The organism is Mesorhizobium sp. ESP-6-4, assembly GCF_020164735.1.
Classification (GTDB): Bacteria; Pseudomonadota; Alphaproteobacteria; order Rhizobiales; family Rhizobiaceae; genus Mesorhizobium.
Window position 1 is genome coordinate 84,179 of record NZ_JAIUGS010000020.1, and the last position, 20,747, is coordinate 104,925.

Consider the following 20,747-nt stretch of genomic DNA (forward strand, 5'->3'; position numbering starts at 1 on the left):
GCTCCGCTCCGGTTCTCGTAAGCCACCATTCTCGGCTCGGCCTGACCTGAATCTCAATACACCTTGGCGCAAGTTCACGAAGGTGGAAAGCAGGAGGCATACGCTAGGCAGAGGTTTGGCCCAAGCTTCCGATCAGTTTTTCCAGCAGTTTCGCCAGCATGTCCCGGTCCTCGCGTGTCAGGCCGGCGAGGATTTCGTGCTCGTTGGCGACGTGGGCGGCAAGCGCTTCGTTGATGAGCTCGAGCCCTTTCCCGGTCAATTGCACCACCACACCGCGCCGATCGTTGGGATGCGGCGCGCGCTGGATTAGGCCGGCCTTCTCCAGCCGGTCAAGGCGCGCGGTCATGGCGCCCGACGTCACCATCGTCGCCTCGTAAAGCTCGGTCGGCGTCAGCGCATAGGGCGCGCCGGAACGGCGCAGCGTCGCCAGCACATCGAATTCGCCGGACTGCAGCCCGAAGCGGGCGAAGACCGGCGCCAGGCGGTCGCGCGCGATGAGCGCCGAGACCTCGTTCAGCCGCCCGATGACGCCCATCGGCGACACGTCGAGGTCTGGTCGCTCCCGTCGCCACTGCTCCATGGCCCTGCTCGCTCGATCCATATCGCTCACCGTAAAGTATCTTGACATAAAGAATCTTGCCATTATCTTACTGCAACAAGAACTGGCCGCCAAGCGGTCTCGCAGCGACAGGACGAACCAATGAGATTTCTCTGGGATTCAGCGATTTGGCTTCTGGTCGTGACGGGCGGCCTGCTGGGCATGACGCTGCCGTTCGGTAAGCTCGCCACCGCCGCCGGGGTGCCGGCCATGGCCTGGGCCTTCGTCATCTCGCTGGGCGCAGGCGGCGTGCTGTTTCTGGCGCTCCTGCTGCGTGGCGAGCGCATCCGGCTGACGCCGCACAAGCTGCGCTATTTCTTCGTCACCGCAGCGATTTCCTACGCCATTCCCAATCTTTTGATGTTCTCGGCCATCCCGCATCTCGGCGCCGGCTACACCGGCATCATGTTCACCCTGTCGCCGGTGATCACGCTGGTGTTCTCGATCGTGCTCGGTGTCAGGCGCCCCAATCTGCTCGGGGTCATCGGCATCGCCGTCGGCTTTGTCGGCGCGGTGATGGTCGCGCTGACGCGCGGCGAGGCAGGGCAGCCGGCCGACTATTTCTGGGTGGCGATCGGGCTGCTCATCCCGGTCAGCCTTGCCGCCGGCAACATCTACCGCACCGTCGACTGGCCGCAAGGCACCGGCCCGATCGAGCTTGCGGTCGGCAGCCATCTGGCCTCGGCCACGCTCCTCCTCATCGGCATTTTTACGCTTCTGGGCACGCGTGCCTTCATTCCGCTCGGCGGCGTGCCGCTCGTGGTCGTCGGCCAGGTAGCGTCGGCCTCGGCGATGTTCGCCTTCTTCTTTCGCCTGCAGGCGGTCGGCGGGCCGGTCTATCTCAGCCAGATCGGCTATGTGGCGGCGGCCGTCGGCCTGTTCGCCGGCACGATCTTCCTCGGCGAGCACTACCAGCTTCTGACCTGGCTGGGCGCCGCCATCATCACCGCCGGCGTCTTCATCACGACCAACGCGCAAAGCCAGACCGGCGCGCCGGCGCCGGTCCGGGTCGAGCCGGCGGCGTCCCGCAGCTAGAGCAATTCCAGAAAAAGTGTGAGCGGTTTTCCGTCCGGAATTGCGTCAAAACAAAGAGATAGAGCGGTTCGCCGTTTCCGTGAAACGGTGAAACGCTCTAGTTCTCGTTGCCGCCGGCCACTGGAGGCGTGAGGCGGGCGGTCCGGCTTGCCGCCGATCAGACCGAAGCTTTCTCCGCCAACACCATGTAATTGACGTCCATGTCCCTGGATTTCTGCCAGCGGTCGGCCAGCGGATGGTAGATGACGCCGGTGCGGTCGATCACCGTGAGCCCGGCAGCGCCCAGCGCCTTCGCAAGCTCCTCCGGACGGACCAGCTTGCCGAACTGATGCGTGCCGCGCGGCAGCCAGCGCAGCAGATATTCGGCGCCGATGATGGCAAGGCCGAGCGCTTTCAGCGTGCGGTTGATGGTGGCGACGAACATGATGCCGCCGGGGCGGACCATCTGGCCGCATTTGGCCACGAACAGGTCGACATCGGCGACATGCTCGACCACTTCCATGTTCAGGATGACATCGAAGGTCTCGCCGGCATCGGCCAGCGCCTCGGCCGTGGTGGCGCGGTAGTCGACGCTGACGCCGGCCTCCGCCGCGTGCAGCTTCGCCACTTCGATGTTGGTCGCGGAAGCATCGGCGCCGACCACTTCGGCGCCAAGCCTGGCCATCGGCTCGCACAGCAAACCGCCGCCGCAGCCGATATCGAGGAAGCGCAGGCCATCGAAAGGCCGCGCCGCGCGCGGATCGCGGCCGAAACGGGCCGCAACCTGATCGCGGATATAGGCAAGCCGCACCGGATTGAACTTGTGCAGCGGACGGAACTTGCCATTCGGGTTCCACCATTCGGCGGCAAGGGCGGAGAAGCGTTCCACTTCTCCGGCATCGATGGTCGATCGGCGGGGCTCTGGCATAGGCGGGTCTCCTCGAACGCCAAGAAGTCGGGGAACGCTAGGAAGTCGGGCGCGGGGGAGGGAATGTCAAGGCGGGTTTTTTGCTGCTGACGTCAGACCGCCGGCAGGTCCAACCATGTCGATGGATCAGGCCGCGTTCTGTCAGCACCTGACAGCTTGGTTGCCGCGCTGCCGAAACAAATCGGATGGGCGAACGAAAAGCTGTCATGAACAGGGAGCGAGACCGAGACGGGAGCTGTGCGAAAATGCGAATTCTGGCTTCGATCCTTTGGCAACGGCTCAACCTGGAGGGGCACGACGCTTGCCTGCTTGGCGAGACGGATGACAGCCGGACTCTCAAGGGCCATGCGCTTTTCGCCCACGACGCCGGTCCGTGCGGCCTTGCCTATGAGGTGGATTGCGACCTGAGCTGGCGTACCCGCAGGGCGCGGGTCGACGGCTTTTGCGGGATGCGGGAGATGCATTATCAGATTGAACGTCTTGCCGACGGCCAGTGGCTGCTGAACGGCGCAAGCCAGGCGGAGGTTGCCGGCCTCGTCGACGTCGATCTCGGCTTCACGCCCGCCACCAATCTTCTGGCGATCCGTCGGCTCGAGCTTGGCGACGGCATGGCGGCGCCGGCGCCGGCCGCTTATCTGGCCTTTCCTGAACTCAGGCTCTCGCGTCTCGAACAGACCTACCGGCGGCTCGACGACAGCCGCTATGCTTATGCCGCACCCGTGTACGGCTACGATGCTGTCCTGACGGTCTCGCCGGCCGGTTTCGTTCTCGACTATCCCGGTCTGTGGCGAAGCGCTACCTGAGCCGCGAGCGCGCGACCGGCAATGTCGTGATCAACGCGACAGCGCGATCGTTGCGTGGTTCATGGCGACGCTGGTCGGCTCGATCGCCTGCACGGCTTCGCTGCCGCCGATCTCGGCCATGATGCGGTCGGCCGCCGCCTGGGCCTGTTCCATGCTCTGCCAGCGCACCACATCCACCCAGCTTCCGTCCTCGCGCCGGCCGAGATGCCGGCTGAGGAAGCCTGGCTGCCGGGCGAGCCAGTCAGTGATGACGCCGTTGCTGGCGACAAAGCCGGCTTCGGCGCCGGGCTTGAGGCGGAAGGTGACGATTTCCAGGGTTTCGGTCATGAGACTCTCCAGCGCGCCGTTTCGCCAGTCTTATGGCATGATCGGCGACAAGATTCTGTCAGGATAGACGGTGCCGGGCCGCTCTTGGCCGCGCTCGCTTGCGAAGCGTTGCTGTTTTGGCTAAGGAGGCCGCGCATTCCGGCGCCGGGCTTACCCGGCGTTTCCTCTCGTTCCGGGCTCGAGCCGGCTTCAGTCAAAGGCATTTCGCTTCCATGGCGCGTATCGTGATGAAATTCGGCGGAACCTCGGTCGCCGACATCGCCCGCATCCGCAACGTGGCGCGCCATGTCAAACGCGAGGTCGATGCCGGCCACGAGGTTGCCGTGGTGGTCTCGGCGATGGCCGGCAAGACCAACGAGCTGGTCGGCTGGACCCGCGAAGCCTCGCCCATGCACGACGCGCGCGAATATGACGCCGTTGTCGCGTCGGGCGAGCAGGTCACGGCCGGTCTCCTGGCGATCACGCTGCAGAACATGGGCATCCATGCACGGTCCTGGCAGGGCTGGCAGATCCCGATCAAGACCGACAACGCGCATGGCGCAGCACGCATCCTTGATATCGACGGCGCCTTCCTGATCAAGCGCTTCGGCGAGGGCCAGGTGGCGGTCATCGCTGGTTTCCAGGGCATCGGCCCGGACAACCGCATATCGACGCTCGGCCGCGGCGGCTCCGACACCAGCGCCGTGGCGATCGCGGCGGCGGTCAAGGCCGACCGTTGCGACATCTATACCGATGTCGACGGCGTCTACACGACCGACCCTCGTATCGAGCCGAAAGCCCGTCGGCTGGCCAAGATTTCGTTCGAGGAAATGCTCGAAATGGCTTCGCTCGGCGCCAAGGTGCTGCAAGTGCGCTCGGTCGAGCTTGCCATGGTACACAGGGTGCGTACCTTCGTGCGGTCGTCCTTCGACGATCCCGACGCGCCCGGAATGGGGGATTTGCTCAATCCGCCCGGAACGCTTATTTGCGACGAGGAAGAGATCGTGGAACAGCAGGTCGTCACCGGAATTGCCTACGCCAAGGACGAAGCGCAGATCTCGCTGCGCCGCGTCGGCGACCGTCCAGGCGTTGCCGCCGGCATCTTCGGCCCGCTGGCCGAAGCCAACATCAATGTCGACATGATCGTCCAGAACATCTCCGAGGACGGCAAGTTCACCGATATGACCTTCACCGTGCCGTCCGGCGATGTCGACAAGGCGCTTGCCGTGCTGGAGAGGCTGAAACCCGATGTCGGCTACGACGTCGTCCAGTCGGAAGCCGGCATGTCGAAGGTCTCGGTCATCGGCATCGGCATGCGCAGCCACGCCGGCGTCGCCGCCACCGCCTTCAAGGCGCTGGCCGACAAGGCGATCAACATCCGCGCCATCACCACTTCCGAGATCAAAATCTCGATACTGATCGACGGTCCCTATACGGAACTTGCAGTTCGTACTTTGCATTCCGTCTACGGGCTCGATAAGCAATAGCAAGAACTGAGTCAGTTGTTGCGTGAACGCCGGCCGCGGGAGAAACTGCGGCGGGCGAAATGCCCATTGGAGAACAAGCCGCGATGCGTGATACGGCCAGTGGCCCGCGCGTTCTGCTCAAACGGCTTCGCGAGCTCATGCAGGAGCCGCTGGAGCCGCAGGAGCGGCTCGACCGCATCGTGCGCGACATCGCCTCCAACATGGTCGCCGAAGTCTGCTCGCTCTACGTGCTGCGCGCGGATTCGGTGCTCGAGCTCTACGCCACCGAAGGTTTGAACCCCAACGCCGTCCACCTGGCGCAGCTGCGGCTCGGGCAGGGCCTGGTCGGCACGATCGCCGCCAGCGCGCGACCGCTCAATCTATCCAATGCGCAGGAGCATCCGGCTTTCGCCTACCTGCCGGAGACGGGCGAAGAGATATACAACTCCTTCCTCGGCGTACCGGTGCTGCGGGCAGGGCGCACGCTAGGCGTGCTGGTGGTGCAGAACAAGACCATGCGCCATTACCGCGACGACGAGGTCGAGGCGCTGGAAACGACGGCGATGGTGATCGCCGAGATGATCGCCACCGGCGATCTCGCCCGCCTGACCAAGCCGGGGCTGGAACTCGACCTGCGCCGCCCGGTGAGCTTCACCGGCCTTTCCTTCAATGAGGGCGTCGGGCTCGGCCATGTCGTGCTGCACGAGCCGCGCATCGTCGTCACCAACCTCTTCAACGAGGACAGCGAGGAGGAGGTGCGCCGGCTGCAGTCCTCACTCGGCTCGCTCCGGCTCTCCATCGACGACATGCTGGAGCGGCGCGAGGTCGCGTTCGAGGGCGAGCACCGCGAGGTGCTTGAGGCCTATCGCATGTTCGCCAACGACAGCGGTTGGGTGCGGCGGCTGGAAGAGGCGATCCGAAACGGCCTGACGGCGGAAGCCGCCGTCGAAAAGGTGCAGAGCGACATGCGCGCGCGCATGCTGCACATGACCGACCCTTATCTGCGCGAGCGGATGAGCGATTTCGACGACCTCGCAAACCGGTTGCTGCGCCAGCTGATGGGACGCGGTCCGGAAGATGTCGCGGCCTCGCTGCCCAAGGACGCCATCATCGTCGCCCGCTCGATGGGCGCGGCCGAGCTGCTCGATTATCCGCGCGACAAGCTGCGCGGCCTGGTGCTGGAGGACGGCGCCGCCACCAGCCATGTCGTGATCGTCGCGCGCGCCATGGGCATTCCCGTCGCCGGACAAATGAAGGGCGCCGTTTCCATGGCGGAAAACGGCGACGCCATCATCGTCGACGGCGAGGAAGGCACCATCCATCTCAGGCCGCAATCCGACCTGGAAGCCGCCTATGCCGAAAAAGTCCGCTTCAGGGCGCGGCGACAGGAAGTCTATCGCGAGCTGCGCAAGAAGCCGTCGCTGACCAAGGACGGGGTTCCGGTCGATCTGCTGATGAATGCGGGCCTGGCGGTCGACCTGCCGCAGCTGACCGAATCGGGCGCCGCCGGCATCGGCCTGTTCCGCACCGAATTGCAGTTCATGGTTGCCTCGACCTTCCCCCGCGCCGAGGCGCAGGAACGGCTTTACCGCGACGTGCTCGAGGCGGCGCGCGGCAAGCCGGTCACCTTCCGCACCATAGACATCGGCGGCGACAAGGTGCTGCCCTATTTCAAGGGCGCGGTGCAGGAAGAGAACCCGGCGCTGGGCTGGCGGGCGATCCGGCTCACCCTCGACCGTCCCGGCCTGCTCAGGACTCAGATACGGGCGCTGCTGAAGGCCAGCGGCGGCCGCGAGCTGAAGCTGATGCTGCCGATGGTGACCGAGCTGTCGGAAATCGCGCAGGCGCGCGAGATCATCGACCGCGAGGTCCGGCATTTGTCGCGCTTCGCGCATCACCTGCCCACCAGCCTCAAGCTCGGCGCGATGCTGGAAGTGCCGTCGCTGCTGTTCCAGCTCGACGAATTGATGAAGGCGGTGGATTTCGTTTCGGTCGGCTCCAACGACCTCTTCCAGTTCGTCATGGCCGTCGATCGCGGCAACACCCAGCTCGCCGACCGCTTCGACAACCTGTCGACGCCGTTTCTGCGGGTGCTGAAGACGATTGCCGATGCCGGCGTGCGCAACGACACCCCGGTGACGCTCTGCGGCGAGCTGGCCGGCAAGCCGATCTCGGCCATGGCGCTGATCGGTCTCGGCTTCCGCTCGATCTCCATGTCGCCGGCATCCATCGGCCCGGTCAAGGCGATGCTCACCGAGCTGCCGCTGCAGGAACTGAAGGCCTTTTTCGACGACAATCTAATGGCGCCCAGCCAGAAATTGCCGATGCGAGCCTTGCTACAGGCCTTTGCAGACGATCGCTCGATTCCGCTCTAGATTCACGTGAGGGCGGTCTGCAAATGGCGATTTTCTGCGCTTCCGGTGCTCATGTACCTAAATGCCCTGGCGTGAATTCCATCGAAGTTCGAAGATCATGATCAACCTGCCCCGCGACCGTATGGATCAAGTCGTCAAGCGTTTCGACATGCTCGAGGCGCAGATGTCGGCCGGACCCGCCGCCGACGCCTATGTGAAGATGGCTTCGGAATATGCCGACATCCAGGACATGGTGGGCAAGATCCGGGCGCTGCGCGCCGCCGAGCAGGAGCAGGCGGACCTCGAGGCGATGCTTGCCGACAAAGCGACCGATGCCGAGATGCGCGCGCTGGCCGAGGCCGACCTGCCGGAGGTCGAGAGCCGCATCGAGGCGCTGCAGAAGGACATCCAGATCCTGCTGCTGCCCAAGGATGCGGCCGACGAGAGGAACGCCATCCTCGAAATCCGCGCCGGCACAGGCGGCGACGAGGCGGCGTTGTTCGCCGGCGATCTCTTTCGCATGTATGAGCGCTATGCCGCCTCGCGCGGCTGGCGCTTCGAGGTGGTATCGGCGAGCGAGGGCGAGGTCGGCGGCTACAAGGAAATCATCGCCGCGGTATCGGGCAAGGGCGTGTTCGCGCATCTGAAGTTCGAATCCGGCGTGCACCGCGTGCAGCGCGTGCCGGAAACCGAGGCCGGCGGGCGCATCCACACCTCGGCCGCGACCGTCGCCGTGCTGCCCGAGGCCGAGGAGGTCGATATCGAAATCCGGGCGGAGGACATCCGCATCGACACGATGCGGGCCTCCGGCTCGGGCGGCCAGCACGTCAACACCACCGATTCGGCGGTTCGCATCACCCATTTGCCGACCGGCATCATGGTGGTGCAGGCGGAAAAGTCGCAGCACCAGAACCGGGCGCGCGCCATGCAGATCCTGAGGGCCAGACTCTACGATCTCGAGCGCGGCCGCGCGGATGAGGAGCGCTCGTCGTCGCGAAAATCGCAGGTCGGCTCGGGCGACCGCTCGGAGCGCATCCGCACCTACAATTTCCCGCAAGGCCGTGTCACCGACCACCGTATCAACCTCACGCTCTACAAGCTCGACCGGGTGATGATGGGCGAGTTGGACGAGATCGTCGGCGCGCTGATCGCCGATCATCAGTCGAAGCTGCTTGCCGATATGAGCCTCGATGGCTGATCGACTGCCCGCCGCGCTCGGACCGCTGCTCAGGGCAGCGCGCGAGCGTCTGGCTATAGCCGGCATCGACGATCCGGCGCTCGATTCGCGGCTGATCGTCGAGCATTTCTCGGGCACGACCCGTACCCAGGCCATCGCCGAACCGGGACAAGAGGTTGGTTCGGCGGCGCTATCGGCCATCGAAGCGGCCCTGAGGCGTCGCGTCGCAGGCGAGCCGGTGCACCGCATCCTCGGCTACCGCGAATTCTACGGTTTGCGCCTGTCGCTTTCGTCGGAGACGCTGGAGCCCCGGCCGGATACCGAGACGCTGGTCGACGCCGTCCTGCCCTTTGCGCGGGCAACGGCCGAAAGGCTTGGCGAATGCCGCATTCTCGATCTCGGCACGGGCACCGGCGCCATCGCGCTGGCGCTGCTCAGCGCCGTTCCGGCCGCCACCGCGACAGGCGTCGACATTTCGCTCGACGCATTGGCAGTTGCGGCTGGAAATGCCCGCGACCTGGGGCTCGGCGAACGCTTCAAAGCCTTGCATTCCAACTGGTTCGAAAAAGTTTCGGGCCACTACCATGTAATTGCCTCGAACCCTCCCTATATACCCAGTCGAGACATCGGAAATCTGCAGGACGAGGTCCGCGATTTCGACCCGCACCGGGCCCTGGACGGCGGTGCGGACGGGTTGGACCCCTATCGGGTCATTGCCGCTGAAGCGGCAGAATTTCTGCAAGCGCAAGGCAAGGTAGCGGTCGAGATCGGCCATACGCAGAAAAACGAGGTCACCGGGATATTCGCGGCAGCCGGCTATGTGTTAACCGGGTCACATCGCGATCTCGGCGGCAATGACAGAGTTCTGGTGTTCGAGCGTTGAAGGCCCTGATGCAGTGCGAAAAAACCGCTTGGCAATACCCGGGAATGCAGTTAGGGTCCGGCTCAACCGGATGAGACGAAGCAGGCAGTGCTCCCAGCGATTCGGTTTTCCTTGGAAATAGCTGCCTTCTTGCGCAAACGACGCCCAAGCTTCGTGCGGGAATCATCCGGCAAGTGATGTAACCGGGACAGGATGGCACGTGGCGCCAACGCAATTGATGCGGGCGAACGCCGGTGAAGAGACGAAACGGCTGGCTGCATGAGCGCCACCGTTCGTGAAGAGTTTTTCGAAAATTCACTATGAAGAGAGTCTAATGAGGCCACAACAGCAGAACAGGCGCATGCGCGGTCGCAACAACAATGGCGGCGGTGGCAACAACAACAACCGCAAGGGGCCCAATCCCCTGACCCGCAACTACGAGAGCAACGGCCCGGACGTGAAGATCCGCGGATCGGCTCAGCAGATCGCCGAAAAATACGCCACACTCGCCCGTGACGCGCAAAGCTCCGGCGACCGGGTTATGGCGGAGAACTACCTCCAGCACGCCGAGCATTACAATCGCATCATTGCCGCCGCGCAGGCGCAGATGCCGATCCAGAACACTCAGCAGAACCGCGACGACTTCGACGACGATATGGACGAAGATCGCGAGGAGTTCGACAATATCGGCAACAACAGCGGCAACGGCGCCGATGCGCCGGGCACGGCGAGCGGCTCCGGCCCGCAGCCAGTGATCGAAGGCACGCCGGCGGAACTCGCCTACAACCAGGAAAACGGCCGCGACAACAACAGCCGTCGCGACAACAACCAGCGCGACAACAATGGCCGCGACCGGCATCGTGACCGCCGCAACGGCGGCGGCCAGTATGGCCAGAACGGTCAGCGTGGCGAAAACGCGCAGCGCGGCGAGCAGGGCGGCCAGCAGTTCGACCAGAACCGCCGCAATGAGGGACAGGCGCAGCCCGAGGCGACCGGCGAGGCTGGTTCACAGGCCGTGCAGGCGCCGCAGTTCGACAGTTTCTCGCCTGCCGCCCTTGCCGCACAGGCCGAGCTCAACGAAGCCGCCCAGGACAATGGCGGCCGCCGTCCGCGGCGTTCGCGGCGTCCTCGCGGCAGCTATGCCGACCAGGTCGGTGGCGGGCAGAGCGACCAGCCGGAGGGCTCGAGCCCCGAAGGTTCCGGTCCTGAAAGTTCAGGCGAAACGCGCAACGCGGCGAACAATAGCGACGAGGTCGGCGCCAAGCCGGCCGAACAGGCGAACCAGGCGAGGGAGCCTGCCGCAAGCGAGCCGGCACCTGTTGTCAACGAAGCCGCCGGCGAGCCTGTAGCTGCCGACGCAAACAACTGATCCAGACGCCATTTCAAGCATCGCTGACGGCGGAGAGAAATCTCCGCCGTTTTTGTATATGCGCGCCTGGGAATATTCTGCATTGATCGACATCAAGGCGTCTTGAGGGACCGTGGCCCATACACCATATCTCGGCTGAACAGGGCTCGGCTCTTTTGAGCGGGTCCGTCACCGCAATCTGATCCGGTGCCGCAAAGTGGGCCGGTGATGGAAGGAGACAGCGAATGAATCTTGAAAAATACTCGGAGCGCGTGCGCGGCTTCATCCAGTCCGCGCAGACCATGGCGCTCTCGCGCAACCACCAGCAATTTACGCCCGAACATATACTGAAGGTGCTCGTCGACGATGACGAGGGCCTCGCCGCATCCTTGATCGAGCGCGCCGGCGGCAATGTCCGCGACGTCAAGCTCGGCGTCGAGACGGCGCTTGAGGCGATGCCCAAGGTCGAAGGTGGCAACGGCCAGCTTTACCTCGCCCAGCCGCTGGCCAAAGTGTTCTCAACCGCCGAGGACCTGGCCAAGAAGGCCGGCGACAGCTTCGTCACCGTCGAGCGGCTGCTGCAGGCGCTTGTCATGGAGAAGTCGGCCAAGACCGCCGACATCCTGTCCAAGGCGGGCGTCACCGCGCAGGCGCTCAACCAGGCGATCAACGACATCCGCAAGGGCCGCACCGCCGATTCGGCCAGCGCCGAGCAGGGCTATGACGCGCTGAAGAAATACGCGCGCGACCTCACCGCCGACGCCCGCGCCGGCAAGCTCGATCCGGTCATCGGCCGCGACGACGAGATCCGCCGCACCATCCAAGTGCTGTCGCGGCGCACCAAGAACAATCCCGTGCTGATCGGCGAGCCGGGCGTCGGCAAGACGGCGATTGCCGAGGGCCTGGCGCTGCGCATCGTCAATGGCGACGTGCCGGAATCGCTGAAGGACAAGCAATTGATGGCGCTCGACATGGGCGCGCTGATTGCCGGCGCCAAATATCGCGGCGAGTTCGAGGAGCGGCTGAAGGCCGTGCTCAACGAGGTAACCTCGGCCAGCGGCAACATCATCCTGTTCATCGACGAGATGCACACGCTGGTCGGCGCCGGCAAGGCGGACGGCGCGATGGACGCCTCGAACCTGTTGAAGCCCGCGCTGGCGCGCGGCGAATTGCACTGCGTCGGCGCGACCACACTCGACGAATACCGCAAGCATGTCGAAAAGGATGCCGCGCTTGCCCGCCGTTTCCAGCCCGTCTTCGTCGACGAGCCGACGGTGGAAGACACGGTTTCGATCCTGCGCGGCCTGAAGGAGAAGTACGAGCAGCACCACAAGGTGCGCATCTCCGATTCCGCACTTGTATCGGCGGCCGCGCTTTCCAACCGCTACATCGCCGACCGCTTTCTGCCGGACAAGGCAATCGACCTGATAGACGAGGCGGCGTCCAGGCTGCGCATGCAGGTCGATTCCAAGCCCGAGGCGCTGGACGAGATCGACCGCCGCATCATGCAGCTCAAGATCGAACGCGAGGCGCTGAAGGTCGAGAAGGACGAGGCCTCGAAGGACCGGCTTGCCCGGCTGGAGAAGGAACTCGCCGATCTCGAGGAGGAATCGAGCGAGCTGACCACCAAGTGGCAGGCCGAAAAGCAGAAGCTTGGCCTTGCCGCCGACCTGAAGAAACAGCTCGACGAGACGCGCAACGAACTGGCGATCGCGCAGCGCAAGGGCGAGTTCCAGCGCGCCGGCGAGCTTGCCTATGGCAAGATCCCGGAGCTCGAGAAGAAGCTCAAGGAAGCCGAGGCGCAGGACGGCAAGACCGGCATGGTGGAAGAGGTGGTCACGCCCGACCACGTCGCGCATGTCGTGTCGCGCTGGACCGGCATTCCGGTCGACAAGATGCTGGAGGGGCAGCGCGAGAAGCTCTTGCGCATGGAAGACGAGATCGGCAAGCGCGTCGTCGGCCAGGGCGAAGCCGTGCAGGCGGTATCCAAGGCCGTGCGCCGCGCCCGCGCCGGGCTGCAGGATCCGAACCGGCCGATCGGCTCGTTCATGTTCCTCGGACCGACCGGCGTCGGCAAGACCGAGCTCACCAAGGCGCTGGCCAGCTTCCTGTTCGACGACGAGACGGCGCTGGTGCGCATCGACATGTCGGAGTTCATGGAGAAGCACTCCGTCGCCCGGCTGATCGGCGCGCCTCCCGGCTATGTCGGTTATGAGGAGGGCGGCGCGCTGACCGAAGCGGTGCGGCGCCGGCCCTATCAGGTCGTGCTGTTCGATGAGATCGAGAAGGCGCATCCGGACGTGTTCAACGTGCTCCTGCAGGTGCTCGACGACGGAAGGCTGACCGACGGCCAGGGCCGCACGGTCGACTTCCGCAACACGCTGATCATCATGACGTCCAATCTTGGCGCCGAGTATCTGGTCAATCTCAGCGACGACCAGGATGTCGACGCCGTGCGCGACGAGGTGATGAGCGTGGTGAAGGCCTCGTTCCGGCCGGAGTTCCTCAACCGCGTCGACGAGGTGATCCTGTTCCACCGGCTGCGCCGGCTGGATATGGACCGCATTGTCGAGATCCAGCTCAAGCGGCTGGAGAACCTGCTTACCGACCGCAAGATCGCGCTGTCGCTGGATCACGACGCCATCGAGTGGCTGGCGTCGAAGGGCTACGATCCGGCCTATGGCGCCAGACCGCTGAAGCGGGTGATGCAGAAGGAGCTGCAGGATCCGCTGGCGGAGAAGATCCTGCTCGGCGAGATTCTCGACGGTTCGACAGTCAAGGTCACCGCCGGCTCCGACCGGTTGAACTTCCGCTCGAAGCAGACCGTGGTGGCGACGGAAGCCGCCGCCTGATTTCGGGCGAGCTTGAATGAACGCGAAGCGCGTCGCATCGTATGGTGCGGCGCGCTTTGTTATTCGCAGTGATTGCGCATAATCGGCTGCCGATTCGGATGACCGCGAAGGACTTGATGAAGCTCGACGATTACAACGGCTTCTGCGCTTCATTGCCCGCCACGACGCATGTCGTTCAGTGGGGCGGCGCCCATGTCTGGAAGGTCGGCGGCAAGGTGTTCGCCATCGGCGGCTGGAACGAGGGCGGCGAGCTCTTCGTCACCTTCAAATGTTCCGAGATGGCCTATGACGTGCTGAAGGATCAGCCGGGCTGCCGGCCGGCGCCCTATCTCGCCTCGCGCGGCATGAAATGGATCCAGCGTCAGACAAGCCAAAGCATGGATGATGCGGCGCTCGAGGACTATCTGCGCGAGAGCCATCGCCTGGTCGTCCTCAAGCTGACCAGACAGGCACGCAAGGAATTGGGGCTTGCCGCAGGCTAAGGCGCGTCGCGCCGAAACGGATGTGGTCGATGCGCTTTAGCTGTTGTTTCGCATGTCGGCCCCCAGAACCGCTGCGTATTTTTGAGCAACATGCATGAGCTCATATTCCTCAAGGTACCGGAAAACCGCCATCTTCATGCCCGGTTCATGTTGGAATCTTAACTTGGTAGCTGGTTTGCTGACGAAGGTTCGCCCGCCAGAAGCCCGAGTCGACCGGAGAGCTTGACCCCCATGCTGCGCTTGATCTTTTCCCTTTCGGCACTCGCGGCCGGGCTGGTGTCTTCCAGTGCGTTCGCCATGCCGAGCGCGGATGGTGCGCGGCCTGCGCGCCCGGCTGAGCGCGGCGCGCTGATGCTGGCCCAGGACGGCAATATCGATATCTACTACGACGCCAGGGGCAACCGGGTGCTGGTCGATGCCGACACCGGCAAGGTCATCGCCATCCAGCCGCCGGGCAGCAGGCTCGACCGCCGCGCGCTTCGCCGGCAGATGCGCATGCAGGAACTCGGCCGCGCGCCGGCCGAAGACGACGACCGCTATTATCTCGACAATCCCGATGACATGGCTCGCTTCCGTCGTCGGCAATTGGAAGAGAACGGCCGTGTCATCCCGCCGCCGGTCGATGAGTACGACGACAATTCAGTCGATGCCTATCCGCCGGCGCCCAACAACGATGAAGGCTATGCCACTACTTATCCGGAGGCGCCGAAATCCGACACCATCAAGCGCCAGCCACTGAACGAGGCGTCGATCGATCCGGAGCAGCCGGGCCAGGGCGAAGTGCTGCAGGTCAATCCGGATGCCCAGGCGGCACAGCCGCCGAACACTGGTGGCAAGGCCACGGTCGATCCGTCGCTGTCGCTCGGTGTGCGCCAGGACGTTGCCGCGCTGCAGGTGCTGCTCGATCGCGGAGGCGCTTCGCCGGGCGTGATCGACGGGCGCTTCGGCTCGAACGTCGACAAGGCGCTGGCCGCCTACAACGAAATAAACGGTACCAATCTGAAGTCGACCGATGCAGTCGGCATCCAGGCGGCGCTTGCACAGTCGGGCGGCGACGCCTTCGCCTCCTACACGATCACGCCGGAAGACGCGGCCGGCCCTTACGTCGCCTCGATACCGGAGGACTACAGCCAGAAGGCCAAGCTCGACTGCATGTGCTACACCTCGGTCACCGAGGCGCTGGCCGAACGCTTCCATATGGACGAGACCTATCTGAAATCGATCAACAAGGGCGTGGACTTCAATCGCCCGGGCACGATGATCAAGGTCGCCAATTTCGGCAGGCTGGTCTCGACGCCGGTAACGCGTATCATCGCCGACAAGACCAAGAAGGAAGTCTACGCCTATGATGGGAGCGGCAAGCTGGTCGCGGCCTATCCCGCGACCATCGGCTCGGCCGACACGCCGTCGCCGACCGGCATTCATGCCGTCTCGCGCATCGCTCTCGACCCGAACTACACCTACAATCCGAACATCAATTTCAAGCAGGGCCAGAACGACAAGATCCTGACCGTCCCCCCGGGACCGAACGGTCCGGTCGGTTCGGTCTGGATCGCACTCGACAAGCCGACCTACGGTATTCACGGCACGCCCGATCCCTCTAAGATTGGCAAAACCGAGAGCCATGGCTGCGTGCGCCTGACCAACTGGGATGCACGCGAGCTTGCCAAGCTGGTGTCGCCGGGCGTCACGGTGGAGTTCGTGGGCGGATCAACAATCGCGGATATTGGCGGGACCTCAACCGATGAGTTTACGCAGCAGTAAGGCGCGCGGCGCCGCGGCATAGATGAGCTGCACCAGCAGGATGAAGCCTATGCTGAGCAGCGGCGTGATCAGGCAAAGCGCCGCGCCGACCGCCCACAGGATCTGCGCCTTGACGATCCGCTTGTAGACGGTGCGTCGCGTTTCAGCATCGACGTCCTCGGAGATCATGCCGTTCCTGTCGGCATACCACCAGCTTGCGTACAGTGTGGCGCCCAGCATCAGCAGGTTCAGCCAGTAGACCAGTACCGCGCCCCTGAATGCCAGGAAATCGGCGAGAAGGTCGGTTGAGAAGGGCAGCAGCGCGATAAAGGCAAGGAAGCACAGGTTGAGCGTCGCGAGCCGCCGGTCCGATTTCGCAATCAGGCCATGCTGTGCCTGCTGTCCGAACCAGAAGATGGTGAGCGTGAGGAAGCTCAGCGCATAAGTCAGGAATCGCGGCGCCAGCGCCAGGATCGCGGCGAGCAATTCGCCTTCCGAATGCACCGCCTCATGCGACGGCACTCTGATCTCCAGCACGATCAAGGTCAGCGCGATGGCGAAAACGCCGTCGGTCACGCCGACGATGCGTCCGCGTCCTTCCGCCGACGGTTCGAGCGGCCGCTTCATGGATTCCCCCTCTCACGCATGATCGTGGAACCTAGCACGCCGGTGGCGGTTTGCATCAGGATTGAGCCCACCTCGCCATCCGGCCCCTGAATCAAAAAGAGAGAGCATGATGTCGTCCGAAAACCGCTTCACACGTTTCGGCATCATGCTCTGTCATCTGGTTTCAAGAACAGCGATGCCCTGGCTTGTTGTTGCGCCCGCGCAAGGGGGCTAAGCAAGGATCCGATGTCATCAGCGAATGAAACCACTGCCGATTCGCATTCGCCCGCGCGGGCGAACGGCACGTTTTGTCCTCAGACCCAGCGAAAATTCGTGCTGGTCGCTGCGATCCTCGCCTCTGCGCTCGGCTTCATCGACGGTTCGATCCTGGCGATCGCCATGCCGGCGCTGCGCGCGGATCTCGGCGCCAGCCTGGCGCAAGCGCAGTGGATTTCCAACGCCTATGCGTTGACGCTGTCGGCGCTCATCCTGGTAGGGGGCGCTGCCGGCGACCGGTTTGGACTGCGGCGCGCCTTCGTGATCGGGATCGCGCTGTTCGTCGCGGCTTCGCTCGCCTGCGCGCTGGCGCCTGATCCGGCTATATTGATTGCCTTCCGCGCCATCCAGGGCATTGGTGCGGCGATCATGGTGCCGGGCAGCCTGGCCCTCATCGCCAAAGCCTATCCGAAGAAGGAGCGCGGCCGGGCGATCGGCATCTGGGCCGCCGCCTCGGCGCTGACCACGGCGCTCGGTCCCGTGCTGGGCGGCTTCGTGCTGTCGACTTTCGGCAATGGCGTCTGGCGCGCGATCTTTGCCATCAACCTGCCGCTTGGGCTGATCTCGATCTATCTGCTTCTGGCCAAGGTGCCGGCCGACAAGCCGACCGAAAAACGCAGCCTCGACCTTGGCGGCGCGGCGCTGGCGACGCTTGCTTTCGGCCTGCTCGCCTACGGGTTGACGGCGATGAATGCCGAAGGCGCAGGGTTGATGTCGGGCCCGGCGATCGTTGCCGGCGTGGTCCTGCTTGTTGTCTTCATCTTTTACGAGCACAGGCGGCGCGACCCGATGATCGATCTCGGCCTGTTCCGGATCAGGGCCTTTGCCGGCGCCAATCTGGCGACGTTTTTCCTTTATTTCGCGCTGTCGGCCAATTTGTTCTACCTGCCGATGCTGTTGATCGCCGGCTGGAGGCTGAGCGAGGCCGAGGTCGGCTTCATCTTCGTGCCGCTGTCGGCGTCGATCGCGCTTTTGTCCGGACCGGTCGGCCAGTGGTCGGATCGCATCGGTCCGCGTTTCCCGATCGCCAGCGGCAGCATGGTCGTCGCCATCGCCTTCGCCGGCCTTGCCTTGCTTACCCATTTCGGCATCCACGATTTCTGGATCGGCACCTTTCCGCTGATGACGCTGATGGGGCTTGGCATGGCGCAAGTCGTGTCGCCGCTGTCGACCGCGGTCATGACGTCCGTGGAGGACAAGGATACCGGGGCTGCATCCGGCATCAACAACGCGGTCTCGCGCGTCGGCGGCCTGATCGCGGTGGCGGCGATGGGCTCGCTGGCGGCCTGGGTTTACGCGCGGATGACCGGCAATGCCGCCGGGGTGCCCGGTTTCGGCGAGCCGCCGGCCTCCGGGCTGGCCGCCAATATCGAAGCGGCCAGGATTGCGGCAAGCGATTCGGCTTTCGCCGCGGTCGCGGCGGTGACGGCGCTGCTTTGCGTGCTGTCTTCACTCACCGTCTGGTTCACGGTTCCCGGACAGGCATCGCCCTGGCCGCAAAAGACAAACGATGAGCAAGATTAGTTCGGAAGCTGCGAATCAGTCTTGGCGCTGGCAACCTTCAGCGCGTTGCCGTCTTCCTGCTTCAGAAGATCGTCGATGCGCTCGCGCTCTTTCTTGAAGGCGACGAGATCGTCGCCCTTCAGAACCTTGCCGACCGGCAGGCGCACGCGCATCGAATCGACCTTGGTGCCGTTGACGATCAGTTCGTAGTGAAGGTGCGGGCCGGTAGAGAGGCCGGTCTGGCCGAGATAGCCGATGACCTGCCCCTGCCGGACATGAACGCCTTCCTCGATGCCTTTGGCGAAAGCGCTCTGGTGATTGTAGGAGGTCTCGTAACCATTGGCGTGGCGGATGATGATCTGCTTGCCGTAGCCGCCGGCCCAGCCGGCCTTCTCGACCACGCCGTTGCCGGCGGCGATGATCGGCGTGCCGATCGGCGCTGCCCAGTCGGTGCCGGTGTGCATCCGGACGTAGCCAAGGATTGGATGCCGGCGTGCGCCGAAGCCGGAGGTGAAGCGCCCATTGGGAAGCGGATTGCGCAGCAGGAACTGCTTGGCGCTGCTGCCGTTCTCATCGAAATAGTCGACGCTGCCGTCCTGCATCTGGAAGCGATAGAAGTTGCGTGTTTGTCCGCCGAAGGTCGATGAGACGTAGAGAAGCTCGGAGCCGTCGGAGGCCTGGTCGTCGCCGTCGGGTTGGGAGAACAGCACTTCGAGGCGGTCGGAAGGCGAGAGCCGCGACTGGAAATCCACGTCGGAAGCGAGCAGCTTGATCAGCTTCTGCGTCATCGCTTTCGACATGCCATAGGAATAGGCGGTGCGGTAGATGCCGTCATAGACATTGGGCAGATTGCCACGCACCACGACGGGCTGCGAATCGTCGAACGCCGTCAAAAGCTCGGGATTGGGCTCCGGCTCCTGCGCCGGCACATACTGGCCACGGTCGTCGAGCGCTATGGTGACGATGTGCGTGGTCTTGTCGTAGACGCTGGTGCGCACGACCTTGGCGATGTCGCCGCGCACCTCGAGGCCAACGCGCAGCACCGTTCCGGCCTTTAGCGCCGGGGCGTTCAAAAGCTTGGCGATCGCCTCCGCCATGCCAGTCGCGTCATCGCCGGTGTAGCCCGAATCGGCAAAGGCCTCGGCGATATCGGTATCCTTGGTGAAGGGAATGATTTCCTCGGCGAAGGCAGGCGTCTGGTCATCCGGCGTGGCACGCGGCGCCACCGAGACGTTTTCCTGCGTGATCTTCACGTCGTAGGAGCCGGCCATCGATTCGGCGAAGGCATCGCCGAACCGCTGCGGATCGATATAGTGCAGCGCTGCCACCTGGACGGCGCCGTCGCTCAAGCCGGTGCCGGCGTCCCGCACCACCTTTTCAACCTCGTCGGCGGAGAGATCGCTTTTTTCGTCGAAGGAGGCCGTCTCGATCGGGAAATCGACCGTCTTCAGGCTCATCTCGCTTTCGACCTTGGCGCCGTAAATCTGTCCGGCGACCGCGGTGGCCGTTGCGGGTTGCGCGTTGTCGTCGCCGTCGTCGCCGAACACCTGCATCGGGTCGAACGGCGGGTAGGGGCGGCTGGTGGTGTGGCCGGCGGCCAGGGCCATCTTGATCTGCACGAAGGGCATGGTGTGGATAACGTCACGGTCGCCGACCTTGGTGACCATCGACACTTCCATGCGCCGCCGGTCCTTCGCCCGGGCGATCTGTCGGGGTGCCACCAGCCTTGTGGTCTTTGCCTGCTCGCCGGAATCATCGCCGCCGCTGGCAAGGCCGATGAGCTCGGCGATTTCCGGCGGGGTCGCCAATTGCTGGCGCCCGTCAAGGGCGGCGAACAACGCCACGCCCATCAACACGCTCGATGTTACGCCGGTGAGGAAGGTGCCTGACAGCCAGCGCGCCGAGACCTCGCGGCGGTCGGGCGGACCGCTGCGGCCGTCCGCGATCAGCGGCGGCTCGTTGCCGAGTTCGGCTATGACCTCTTCGGTGTCTTGCATCCAGAAAGGCTGCTTCTTCCCCAGGCGAAACGGCTTGTCGTTGTCGTTGTGGCCATGACAATTGCCTGTCACGGCGGTTGAAGTCAACGAAGCGGCAGGCCGGGGCCGATATCCCCAATCATGCGCCCCCTTGCGCAGGGCGCCCTGTCATCCGTCGTCGGCGCGCCTCGCATGTACGCGCGCGCCTTCCTTATACGGGCCGGTTTCACGCCCCAATGCGGCGGCAATAGGGCCTCGTTGGGGATAACCCAGGGGCTGCCGCAAGGGCAGTCCGCTATCGAAAAAGCGGTTCGAAAAATTCGTCGCAAAAAATTCAAAAAAGTTCGAAATCGGTGTTGACGCGTCGAGGGAGGTCCGACTATATACGGCCCACGAACGAGGGCGGTGCGCCGCTGGCGACGAAGAAGTTTGCTTCTAGGTCTGCCCTCTGTT

The 20,747-nt window shown here is 64.2% G+C and carries 16 protein-coding genes; 11 read left to right on the forward strand and 5 right to left on the reverse strand.

From position 1 onward, the window contains the following. Positions 1 to 103: 103 nt before the first annotated feature. Positions 104 to 601, reverse strand: a complete 498-nt coding sequence (locus LB523_RS25285) for a MarR family winged helix-turn-helix transcriptional regulator (protein ID WP_224608104.1) — start codon at positions 599 to 601, stop codon at positions 104 to 106. Positions 602 to 700: 99 nt separating this feature from the next. On the opposite strand from LB523_RS25285, the gene LB523_RS25290 reads away from it, so the two are divergent. Further along, a complete protein-coding gene (locus LB523_RS25290) occupies positions 701 to 1,633 on the forward strand; it encodes a DMT family transporter (RefSeq protein WP_224608107.1) in 933 nt (310 codons plus the stop codon). A 157-nt stretch (positions 1,634 to 1,790) separates the two neighbouring features. Here LB523_RS25290 and ubiG read toward each other — a convergent pair whose 3' ends face one another. Beyond that, complete coding sequence (ubiG, locus tag LB523_RS25295; protein WP_095767522.1) at positions 1,791 to 2,540, reverse strand: bifunctional 2-polyprenyl-6-hydroxyphenol methylase/3-demethylubiquinol 3-O-methyltransferase UbiG; 750 nt, start codon at positions 2,538 to 2,540, stop codon at positions 1,791 to 1,793. 245 nt (positions 2,541 to 2,785) lie between these two features. Here ubiG and LB523_RS25300 point away from each other — a divergent pair, with 245 nt between their 5' ends. Further along, positions 2,786 to 3,343: a putative glycolipid-binding domain-containing protein gene (locus LB523_RS25300; RefSeq protein ID WP_140847385.1), complete on the forward strand. Its 558-nt coding sequence runs from the start codon at positions 2,786 to 2,788 to the stop codon at positions 3,341 to 3,343. A 30-nt stretch (positions 3,344 to 3,373) separates the two neighbouring features. Here LB523_RS25300 and LB523_RS25305 read toward each other — a convergent pair whose 3' ends face one another. Continuing rightward, positions 3,374 to 3,670 (reverse strand): antibiotic biosynthesis monooxygenase family protein, encoded by a 297-nt coding sequence (locus LB523_RS25305; RefSeq protein ID WP_140847382.1) that lies wholly within the window; start codon positions 3,668 to 3,670, stop codon positions 3,374 to 3,376. A 212-nt stretch (positions 3,671 to 3,882) separates the two neighbouring features. Here LB523_RS25305 and LB523_RS25310 point away from each other — a divergent pair, with 212 nt between their 5' ends. From LB523_RS25310 to LB523_RS25345, 8 genes are all read left to right on the forward strand, one after another. Beyond that, positions 3,883 to 5,136: an aspartate kinase gene (locus tag LB523_RS25310; protein WP_140847379.1), complete on the forward strand. Its 1,254-nt coding sequence runs from the start codon at positions 3,883 to 3,885 to the stop codon at positions 5,134 to 5,136. Positions 5,137 to 5,219: 83 nt separating this feature from the next. Further along, positions 5,220 to 7,490, forward strand: coding sequence for a phosphoenolpyruvate--protein phosphotransferase (ptsP, locus tag LB523_RS25315; RefSeq protein WP_140632771.1), 2,271 nt, complete (start codon positions 5,220 to 5,222; stop codon positions 7,488 to 7,490). A gap of 97 nt (positions 7,491 to 7,587) precedes the next feature. Further along, positions 7,588 to 8,667 (forward strand): peptide chain release factor 1, encoded by a 1,080-nt coding sequence (prfA, locus tag LB523_RS25320; RefSeq protein WP_224608110.1) that lies wholly within the window; start codon positions 7,588 to 7,590, stop codon positions 8,665 to 8,667. Then, positions 8,660 to 9,529, forward strand: a complete 870-nt coding sequence (gene prmC, locus LB523_RS25325) for a peptide chain release factor N(5)-glutamine methyltransferase (protein WP_224608113.1) — start codon at positions 8,660 to 8,662, stop codon at positions 9,527 to 9,529. The genes prfA and prmC overlap by 8 nt, the downstream gene beginning before the upstream one ends. A 313-nt stretch (positions 9,530 to 9,842) precedes the next feature. Continuing rightward, on the forward strand, positions 9,843 to 10,877 hold the full coding sequence (locus LB523_RS25330) for a DUF4167 domain-containing protein (RefSeq protein ID WP_224608116.1): 1,035 nt from the start codon (positions 9,843 to 9,845) through the stop codon (positions 10,875 to 10,877). Positions 10,878 to 11,101: 224 nt separating this feature from the next. After that, complete coding sequence (clpB, locus tag LB523_RS25335) at positions 11,102 to 13,708, forward strand: ATP-dependent chaperone ClpB (RefSeq protein ID WP_224608119.1); 2,607 nt, start codon at positions 11,102 to 11,104, stop codon at positions 13,706 to 13,708. Between the two features lie 116 nt (positions 13,709 to 13,824). After that, entirely contained in the window at positions 13,825 to 14,190 is a 366-nt protein-coding gene (locus tag LB523_RS25340) for an MmcQ/YjbR family DNA-binding protein (RefSeq protein WP_140543607.1), read from the forward strand. A 231-nt stretch (positions 14,191 to 14,421) separates the two neighbouring features. Then, positions 14,422 to 15,954 (forward strand): L,D-transpeptidase family protein, encoded by a 1,533-nt coding sequence (locus LB523_RS25345; RefSeq protein WP_224608122.1) that lies wholly within the window; start codon positions 14,422 to 14,424, stop codon positions 15,952 to 15,954. On the opposite strand, the gene LB523_RS25350 is transcribed toward LB523_RS25345, so the two are convergent. Next, positions 15,928 to 16,560, reverse strand: coding sequence for a TMEM175 family protein (locus LB523_RS25350; protein ID WP_224608125.1), 633 nt, complete (start codon positions 16,558 to 16,560; stop codon positions 15,928 to 15,930). The genes LB523_RS25345 and LB523_RS25350 overlap by 27 nt on opposite strands. 225 nt (positions 16,561 to 16,785) lie before the next feature. Between LB523_RS25350 and LB523_RS25355 the strand changes: the two genes are divergently transcribed. After that, a complete protein-coding gene (locus LB523_RS25355; RefSeq protein ID WP_224608128.1) occupies positions 16,786 to 18,339 on the forward strand; it encodes an MFS transporter in 1,554 nt (517 codons plus the stop codon). On the opposite strand, the gene LB523_RS25360 is transcribed toward LB523_RS25355, so the two are convergent. Beyond that, positions 18,336 to 20,315: a M23 family metallopeptidase gene (locus tag LB523_RS25360; RefSeq protein WP_224608131.1), complete on the reverse strand. Its 1,980-nt coding sequence runs from the start codon at positions 20,313 to 20,315 to the stop codon at positions 18,336 to 18,338. The two genes, LB523_RS25355 and LB523_RS25360, sit on opposite strands and share 4 nt — an antisense overlap. Positions 20,316 to 20,747: the final 432 nt, after the last annotated feature.

Bases quoted from the DNA above. Each gene is read 5' to 3' on its own strand.
- ubiG (WP_095767522.1), bottom strand. From the start codon at position 2,540: ATGCCAGAGCCCCGCCGATCGACCATCGATGCCGGAGAAGTGGAACGC.
- LB523_RS25300 (WP_140847385.1), top strand. From the start codon at position 2,786: ATGCGAATTCTGGCTTCGATCCTTTGGCAACGGCTCAACCTGGAGGGG.
- LB523_RS25285 (WP_224608104.1), bottom strand. From the start codon at position 601: ATGGATCGAGCGAGCAGGGCCATGGAGCAGTGGCGACGGGAGCGACCA.
- LB523_RS25310 (WP_140847379.1), top strand. From the start codon at position 3,883: ATGGCGCGTATCGTGATGAAATTCGGCGGAACCTCGGTCGCCGACATC.
- clpB (WP_224608119.1), top strand. From the start codon at position 11,102: ATGAATCTTGAAAAATACTCGGAGCGCGTGCGCGGCTTCATCCAGTCC.
- LB523_RS25290 (WP_224608107.1), top strand. From the start codon at position 701: ATGAGATTTCTCTGGGATTCAGCGATTTGGCTTCTGGTCGTGACGGGC.
- LB523_RS25360 (WP_224608131.1), bottom strand. From the start codon at position 20,315: ATGCAAGACACCGAAGAGGTCATAGCCGAACTCGGCAACGAGCCGCCG.
- prmC (WP_224608113.1), top strand. From the start codon at position 8,660: ATGGCTGATCGACTGCCCGCCGCGCTCGGACCGCTGCTCAGGGCAGCG.
- LB523_RS25330 (WP_224608116.1), top strand. From the start codon at position 9,843: ATGAGGCCACAACAGCAGAACAGGCGCATGCGCGGTCGCAACAACAAT.
- LB523_RS25350 (WP_224608125.1), bottom strand. From the start codon at position 16,560: ATGAAGCGGCCGCTCGAACCGTCGGCGGAAGGACGCGGACGCATCGTC.
- LB523_RS25355 (WP_224608128.1), top strand. From the start codon at position 16,786: ATGTCATCAGCGAATGAAACCACTGCCGATTCGCATTCGCCCGCGCGG.
- prfA (WP_224608110.1), top strand. From the start codon at position 7,588: ATGATCAACCTGCCCCGCGACCGTATGGATCAAGTCGTCAAGCGTTTC.
- LB523_RS25340 (WP_140543607.1), top strand. From the start codon at position 13,825: ATGAAGCTCGACGATTACAACGGCTTCTGCGCTTCATTGCCCGCCACG.
- ptsP (WP_140632771.1), top strand. From the start codon at position 5,220: ATGCGTGATACGGCCAGTGGCCCGCGCGTTCTGCTCAAACGGCTTCGC.
- LB523_RS25305 (WP_140847382.1), bottom strand. From the start codon at position 3,670: ATGACCGAAACCCTGGAAATCGTCACCTTCCGCCTCAAGCCCGGCGCC.
- LB523_RS25345 (WP_224608122.1), top strand. From the start codon at position 14,422: ATGCTGCGCTTGATCTTTTCCCTTTCGGCACTCGCGGCCGGGCTGGTG.